General features: G+C 41.0%; 9 protein-coding genes, 1 tRNA gene and 1 other annotated feature. Of the genes, 8 read left to right on the top strand and 2 right to left on the bottom strand.

What is annotated here, in order from left to right; all coding sequences use genetic code 11:
- Positions 1–88: 88 nt before the first annotated feature.
- Complete coding sequence (locus tag H6G74_RS25325) at positions 89–784, bottom strand: choice-of-anchor A family protein (RefSeq protein ID WP_242051348.1); 696 nt, start codon at positions 782–784, stop codon at positions 89–91.
- A gap of 382 nt (positions 785–1,166) precedes the next feature.
- Here H6G74_RS25325 and H6G74_RS25320 point away from each other — a divergent pair, with 382 nt between their 5' ends.
- Complete coding sequence (locus H6G74_RS25320; RefSeq protein ID WP_190970274.1) at positions 1,167–1,355, top strand: hypothetical protein; 189 nt, start codon at positions 1,167–1,169, stop codon at positions 1,353–1,355.
- Between the two features lie 6 nt (positions 1,356–1,361).
- Here the strand turns inward: H6G74_RS25320 and H6G74_RS25315 are convergent, their stop codons facing one another.
- Positions 1,362–1,541, bottom strand: a complete 180-nt coding sequence (locus tag H6G74_RS25315; protein WP_190970273.1) for a hypothetical protein — start codon at positions 1,539–1,541, stop codon at positions 1,362–1,364.
- 92 nt (positions 1,542–1,633) lie between these two features.
- Between H6G74_RS25315 and H6G74_RS25310 the strand changes: the two genes are divergently transcribed.
- From H6G74_RS25310 to H6G74_RS25285, 7 genes are all read left to right on the top strand, one after another.
- Positions 1,634–1,834, top strand: a complete 201-nt coding sequence (locus H6G74_RS25310) for a hypothetical protein (protein ID WP_190970272.1) — start codon at positions 1,634–1,636, stop codon at positions 1,832–1,834.
- A gap of 474 nt (positions 1,835–2,308) precedes the next feature.
- Positions 2,309–3,028: a hypothetical protein gene (locus H6G74_RS25305; protein WP_190970271.1), complete on the top strand. Its 720-nt coding sequence runs from the start codon at positions 2,309–2,311 to the stop codon at positions 3,026–3,028.
- Positions 3,029–3,061: 33 nt separating this feature from the next.
- A tRNA-Leu gene (locus H6G74_RS25300) sits at positions 3,062–3,132 on the top strand.
- Between the two features lie 81 nt (positions 3,133–3,213).
- Entirely contained in the window at positions 3,214–3,594 is a 381-nt protein-coding gene (rplL, locus tag H6G74_RS25295) for a 50S ribosomal protein L7/L12 (protein ID WP_190970270.1), read from the top strand.
- A gap of 194 nt (positions 3,595–3,788) precedes the next feature.
- Entirely contained in the window at positions 3,789–5,222 is a 1,434-nt protein-coding gene (locus H6G74_RS25290; RefSeq protein ID WP_190970269.1) for a vWA domain-containing protein, read from the top strand.
- Between the two features lie 19 nt (positions 5,223–5,241).
- Positions 5,242–5,367 (top strand): hypothetical protein, encoded by a 126-nt coding sequence (locus H6G74_RS31640; RefSeq protein WP_277927182.1) that lies wholly within the window; start codon positions 5,242–5,244, stop codon positions 5,365–5,367.
- Positions 5,368–5,462: 95 nt separating this feature from the next.
- Positions 5,463–5,545: a sequence feature (23S ribosomal RNA rRNA prediction is too short), on the top strand.
- A gap of 406 nt (positions 5,546–5,951) precedes the next feature.
- The gene (locus tag H6G74_RS25285) at positions 5,952–6,785 is read left to right on the top strand and encodes a hypothetical protein (protein WP_190970268.1); all 834 of its coding nucleotides are present in this window, start codon (positions 5,952–5,954) and stop codon (positions 6,783–6,785) included.
- Positions 6,786–6,789: the final 4 nt, after the last annotated feature.

The raw sequence follows: 6,789 nt of genomic DNA, 5'->3' as shown, positions 1-6,789 counted from the left end.
TTAAAACTGTTGTAATACTTACACAGTCTATGTTTTCAGCCTGAGCATCATTAAAATATAGTTACTAAAATTTACTAAACTTTATTACTCACCATAAAAATACCGGAAGAACCAATAAAATATTTTGCTTATTCAGTCCATTAAGGTTAAGTCCAAAGTTACTAATGTTGACGCTATTACCTAAAATATTAAAAATTACTGTAGAATTACTACCTACTCCAGCAATATTCAGATAAGTACTGTTAGAAAACTGTGAACCATCAATAGTGAAAATATTTAAATCACTATTGTTACCCTGGAGATGAATTCCACCCCATTTATACTCTGTATTACCTGTAGAACTTAACCCACCTAAAGATTCAGAAAGATAAGTTAATTCTTGGCGGGCTGTCTCAAAATTAAGCGGTGTACCTGAACTAACACCACAGTTTGGAGAACAGTTGAAATTCACAGAAGTTTTAACACTACCACCGACAACAGCATTACCACCAAAAACTTGACCACCGTTATAAGTTAAATCTCCACCTACTATCAGTCTAGTATCTGTACCATTAGAATTAGCTAAACGGTCAGCAATACCAAAATTGGTGAATGTTGCATTACCACCAACTGCTACACGGCCTTCAGAGTCAGAACTTTGATTCATATCTCCTAACACGAAGACATTATAATCTTGTGCGACTCCCAAATTAACAGCCATAGCTGGTTGTATTAAACTCGCTAAGGTAACTGTAGCTAGAGATAGAGGAATCACAGCAAATTTTGTTTTATGTTTTATCGACATTGTTAGTATGACTAAATAACTGTCTTACTAATGTAGTTTCTATTCAATTAATGTTAGATAAATGCAGCATGAAATTATAGAGAAAATATCATCTCATAAAAGTATTTAAATAACCGTATTTTCCACAATATCCAAGAGGGATGATATTTTTTCATAGTATTTATACGGTGAAATTCGTCCCGGAATATTCACAAAATCATTTCAATATCTAGCCCAAAAAGATGTCCGACTTCTTGAAGAGAATCAGGGGTAGGATGCTGGGCGCAAGGGGTAAGAATCTGCTTTCTGCTGGTCGCCAAGCGAAGTCGAGGTGCTACCCTCTATCTTTTTTAACCATCCTCTTGACATTATCTGAAATACATACTACAAATGTAATACAAGGATGACAGCCCACTCAAAAGGCAAAAATTCATCCTTGCAGAACCTCGATAACTTGATAAACACAGCTATTTTCGGCATTACCCACTGTCGGGGCCGCGATTGGCGTTCGACTGCTCCGAAACCAACAAACGGACGGTTGCAGGATTTGGGTTCAATTCCCAACGGTTCCATTTGCTTTGACTTTGATTAACTTCAATCAGGTCATTGCAATCATGAAAACATGGGTCTGTAGCTCTAACGGTAGAGTTCCCGGATTCCACTTGTGTCCTAACCGAAAAAGCTTACATACTAGCTCAATAGTAGAGCGATCGCTTAGTAAACGATAAGTTGCAGGTGCGATTCCTGCGTGTGTTACCACGGCTTTTTCAACTTGCATGAGGAGTGAGTGCAACTCTCACAGGGAGGGTATCGGTTCAATTCCGATCAGATCCACTAATAATAATTTGTAATTTAAAAGAGGTGATTCCAATGGTTCATATTCGATTTGAAGGACGTTCTGTTGATGTTGCAGAAAGACAACTAGGAATTGTTGCAGGGATGAATGATGTAACAGTTAAAGAACAGGTAGCGCGACATTTAGATATCAATAGCGATCGCCTTTCTGCTTACATAGTAGATCGTCGCCCTAGCGGTGATTTGATTGTGCGTCCTGAAGCTGTCTACGGTTGAAGACCCTAATATTCCGTGTCCTGACACATCAAGCATACATACACATTGATAACGGCTCTAAGGTAGTAAAATTCGAGCGATCGAACTAGCGAAGCATGATTTCTAAGTCTCTCGCAGATTTAGCGTGCGTGTCCACTGCCAATATTTGGTAAGAACGGCCGTAGTTGTAACAAGCTTTTTGAACTCGCACGGAATTCTTTAAGAATTTATTCCGCGCCCTGATTTGTAAAGCGTACACACCATCCAGCAATGGATATGTAGGTTCAAGTCCTACCGCTTCCACTAATGGGAGCGTAGCCTAATTGGTAAAGGCGACTGTGAAATAGCTTTGCTAACTTGTGCGGAATTCCAATAATTGAAATTGTATTTAACTAAAACATTAATTCAATCATAGAGAGGTGATTTCAATGATGTCCCATAACTTATGTAGCCACAAAACCTCATCAGTAAAACTATCTTTAAATAACATAAGTTATGAGCGAACATCGTTTGAACGAAATTGTGATTGAACGCCCTCGTCATGGTAAAAGAATTAGTCTTAAAAAGCAGACAGGCTATAAAAAACAACTATATAAACTCACTCAGGAAGCAATTGAAGATGGATTATTAAATCCCTACATAATTAAAACTAACCGCAGACATAGAACAAAGTATCCTTCAGATCAGCTTGGCCCTTTGCGTCGGTTTTTGCGCTCTAATGTTGGACAACCTTGGGATGATGTTTATAGCGCACTCTGTCAACGTTTAAAGACTAACACAATGACAGGACAACACGTTATTAGTCATCTGTGGGATTTCGTTGAACGCCACGTAGAAATAATTGATGGTGTCTTGTATGGGAAGTCTTATCGGTGGTATGGAATTAAATTAGATGGAATTGACCGCAATTGCTTCTATGTTCATCCAGAGACTGGGATTCTTTGTGTAGCAAGGCGAGTAGCTCATAGGTGGAGTCTACCAAAAAATAATGACGTTATTCCCATTGATAATTATCATCAATACCAAAAAATAAACGATATTTGGTATCTCATTACTTTTGAAGATTTTCCCCCAGACCCAAAGAATTATACCAAGGATATTTTTAAAGGTGTACTTAATGAGTATTGTTTAGCCGGTGGCGTTTACGCTGTGAAAAAGCAACAGTGTAATAAAAAACAACTTCGATGGATTTTAAAACAACTTTCTCAAACTTAAAATTTTTCACTTCGTGTCCTAACCTCAAAAGCCTACATACTAGCCGAATTGGAATAGGCAATTGACTTAAAAGCAAGAGTTTACGGGTTCAACTCCCGTGTATGAATCAACAGCTTTTTTAACTTACACGAAGTGATTCTATTCATCATCAATTATGAATTAAATGCAACTCATTGGAGGTTGCTATGTCTGTGAAAACTTTAGAAATTTTAGAACAACTCAAGTCTCTCACTGCCAACGAAACTACTCAATTAGTCAAGCAGATTGAAGCAACATTCAATGTTGATAGTTCCACACCGAAATTAGTTCGGATTGGTAAACGAGATGAAGATGAAATTCAACCGCAAATTCAGACCGAATTTGATGTTTTATTGGTATCGGTTCCGGCGGAAAAAAAGATTACCTTACTCAAGGTCATCCGTACGCTAACTGGAATGGGACTCAAAGAAGCAAAAGACTTTGTAGATTCCCTTCCTCAAGTGGTGCAGTCGGGATTGGATCAAGAAGCGGCTGAAACTCTCAAACAGCAACTAGAGGAAACTGGTGCTGTTGTTTCTCTCAAATAACATAATATCGGCAGTTGTTGCCGCGCCCCGATCGCAGAAGCTTACATAACTCTGAATCAGTTACACAAATGCTTCTAAAACTTGCGCGGTGACAATATCACCCCGCGTGCAACATCTGCCTCCTGCAATTTTGAGATTTTAGATTGCAATCCAAAATCTAAAATCCAAAATCTAAAATTTTTTGAGGAGGTATTATGAATACTACAGAACGCGACTTGCGTTTAGAAATGCTCAACAGTTTGCTGACAACGCCTCACCGCAAACTTGAGCAAGTTGCAGAAATTCATAAGTTAATTGTTGAACTCGACCCCATATTTTACGGACATTTGGCAGTTTGGTATCAGCGTTATGGTGATGTCCGCGATCACAAAGAAGTGTTTGTGGCTCACTTGCTGACTAGCAATTTGACTGAACACAGAGATGCTGGATTTATGATGCTGCAAGAGCTTCCACCTTATCAGGTGGCTCGTGTAGTAGATTTTATGAAGCAGCAGCAAAATAAAATGCCACGTTCGGCGCGGACTGCGGTGCGACGTTACCTCAAAACCAGAGAAAGCAATCCGGTTTTATTCGATCGCGCGGCGCTGCGAGGACGTAAAGCCATGAAGCATTTGTATGCGTCTCTGCACATCAAGCCAAATGAACGCGCAAATGCGATTTTGTTCCGCGACACTCCACCAGAAGGTTCTTTGGCAAATGTGTTGAAGCAACTGGCTAAGGCAAACAGTACCGCCGAACAAGCAAGGTTGATTGTGGAATTTAAGATTCCCTATACTATTGCGATCGGTGCAATCAAACAACTTACACCAGTTATTTTGGTGGCGTTAATCAACAGCATGACTCCGCAAGAAGTGATCAATAACCTCAAGTCACTCCAGGCGCGGGGTGCAATGGATCATCCAGAAGTCAAAAAGCTGATTGATTTTAAGCTAGAAGAAGCATCTAAAAGTGGGCGTGTGGCTGCATTTAAAGCCCAGATTGCCGCAGACACCGCAGACTTCGACGCAGATACCGTTGCAAGACTGGAAAAAGTCACTAACGAGCAGGTGAAACGACGCGGAACAATTGCCCGTCCAACCGCTTTGCTGATTGACAAATCTGGTTCAATGGATAATGCGATCGCTCTTGGTAAGCAACTTGCTGCCCTTATCTCTGGTATCACCCAAGCAGAATTGTTTGTCTACGCCTTCGATACCATTCCCTACCCTGTCACCGCCAAAGGCAAAGAGTTAACAGATTGGGAGCGTGCCTTCCAGCACATCAATGCAGGTGGTGGTACGAGTATCGGCTGTGCATTGGAAGCAATGCGGAAGAAAAAGCAGGTAGTTGACCAAATTATTCTGGTGACAGATGAAGGTGAAAATGCTACACCTTACTTCAGTGAAGCCTATAGGACTTACTGTCGTGAGTTTGCAGTGATGCCTAATGTTGTAATTGTTCGTCTTGGTACTTATTATAACTGGGTAGAAACTCAACTCAAGCAGCAGCAAGCACCTGTAGAAACTTTCACCTTCGCTGGCGACTACTACAGCTTGCCTAACCTTGTCCCACTTCTAACACGTCCCTCTCGTTTAGAGTTGCTAATGGAGATTCTAGATATGCCATTGCCTGTGCGTGAGGATAAGTAGAATCGAAAATGGGTGCGTTATGTTTATACGTGACGCACCTAATAACCTCAAGCAATTTTTTTTAACGAACCGCAAAGAACGCAAAGAGAAAGAAGAGATTGCGAACTTAACCTTCTTGCCATCCCTAGCAGATTTTGTAGTATAATGTATTATAAATCCTGCGTGACCAAACTCTTGGAGCCTACATACTAGTACGAGAGGAAAAGTAACACTGTCAAATGCAGTGGGCGTTTGTGAATGGGGAGTGCAAAGAACCTGGGAAGTTGGCTTGAAAGTAGCCATCTTTTAAAGAGTGTGTAACAACTCACCAGTCGAGTCCCTCTAGTAACTGAGAAAACGCAATGCTCTACCAACTTGCACGCGGGATTATATTAGGAATTAGATTTGATTTCCGAAGTTACTTGTGTAGACAGGGAGTAGGGAATGGGGAGTAGGGAGTAGGAAAGAAATCTTGTCTGAATGTACTTGTTTTCCCAAATCAAATATTAGTCCTATATTGCAATTTTAAAATTGTTCTTTAGCACCCAGCATCTAGCCCCGACGAATGGAATTCGCGGCTACAAAAACGTAGACGCGCAAGTGGCTTCCCGAAGGGTAGTCCGCCTACGCGGACTAACAGAAAATCAAGTGTTTTGAACCCGCGCAGGCGGGTTTTGTCTGTGTAGCCGCGACTTCAGTCGCTGGGTGCAAGATATGAATCAAAAGAAGTCGGGGATCTGAAACTTACTTATGACTAACATCCGTCAACTAATTAACCAAATTGCTAGTGCAGAAGCCGAGTTATTTACTAGTGAATTTCTCGCGCCTTGTGTCAAAGGTGGACGAGTTCGCACAAAGGTAGCGGGTATGGTTTACACCTTCACACCAAAGCCGCGTAAATTTGAAGGTTGGGGTATTTTTCAGCCTGTGGATACGAAGACAGCAAAGGTTGTTGAAGAAGCTGAATTACCTCAAATTGGAGAATATTTGCAACATTTTCCCCAAATCAGGCTGCGGTTAGCACATCAATTACAGGGAAAAACTTGGTTAGCATATCCGGTGAATGAAGTAGATATGCGTCAACGATCGCAAGTAGTAAAACCGATCGCAGTACATTTAGTAACGGAGGCTGGTGTATTTGAGCAAATTATCGCCCGTTGGAATGGACAATCTTGCTGGTTTGAGGATATTGATCGCCGCACAGATCCGATAATTGTGGAAACTCTGCAATCTGCTGTGAAGCAACTGATTCCCGTGGAGGAATTGCAGTTTAAAGATTTGACTCCAGAAATTCGCACTGTGTATGAATTAGCAACTAAGCGAATTGAGGGTTTTGATCAAACCAAACAAGATGAAAAGCGATTGAAAAAAGCTTTGCAGATGGGTGGTGGTGAATTAAACCAATTTCACGATCGCGGTGATTACTGGACAGTCGATTGGACAACTGCGGATGGTGTGCGTCACAGTAGTGCGATCGCTAAAACTGATTTGACTGTAGTTAGTTCTGGTATTTGTCTGAGTGGACGCGATCGCGATTTTGATTTGCAATCCTTAGTTGCTGTCATGGAACAACGGGAGTATTGAGGAT

It is taken from the genome of Nostoc spongiaeforme FACHB-130, assembly GCF_014698475.1.
GTDB classification, from domain to species: Bacteria; Cyanobacteriota; Cyanobacteriia; order Cyanobacteriales; family Nostocaceae; genus Nostoc_B; species Nostoc_B spongiaeforme.
This window is presented reverse-complemented; position numbering and strand designations above follow the sequence as displayed.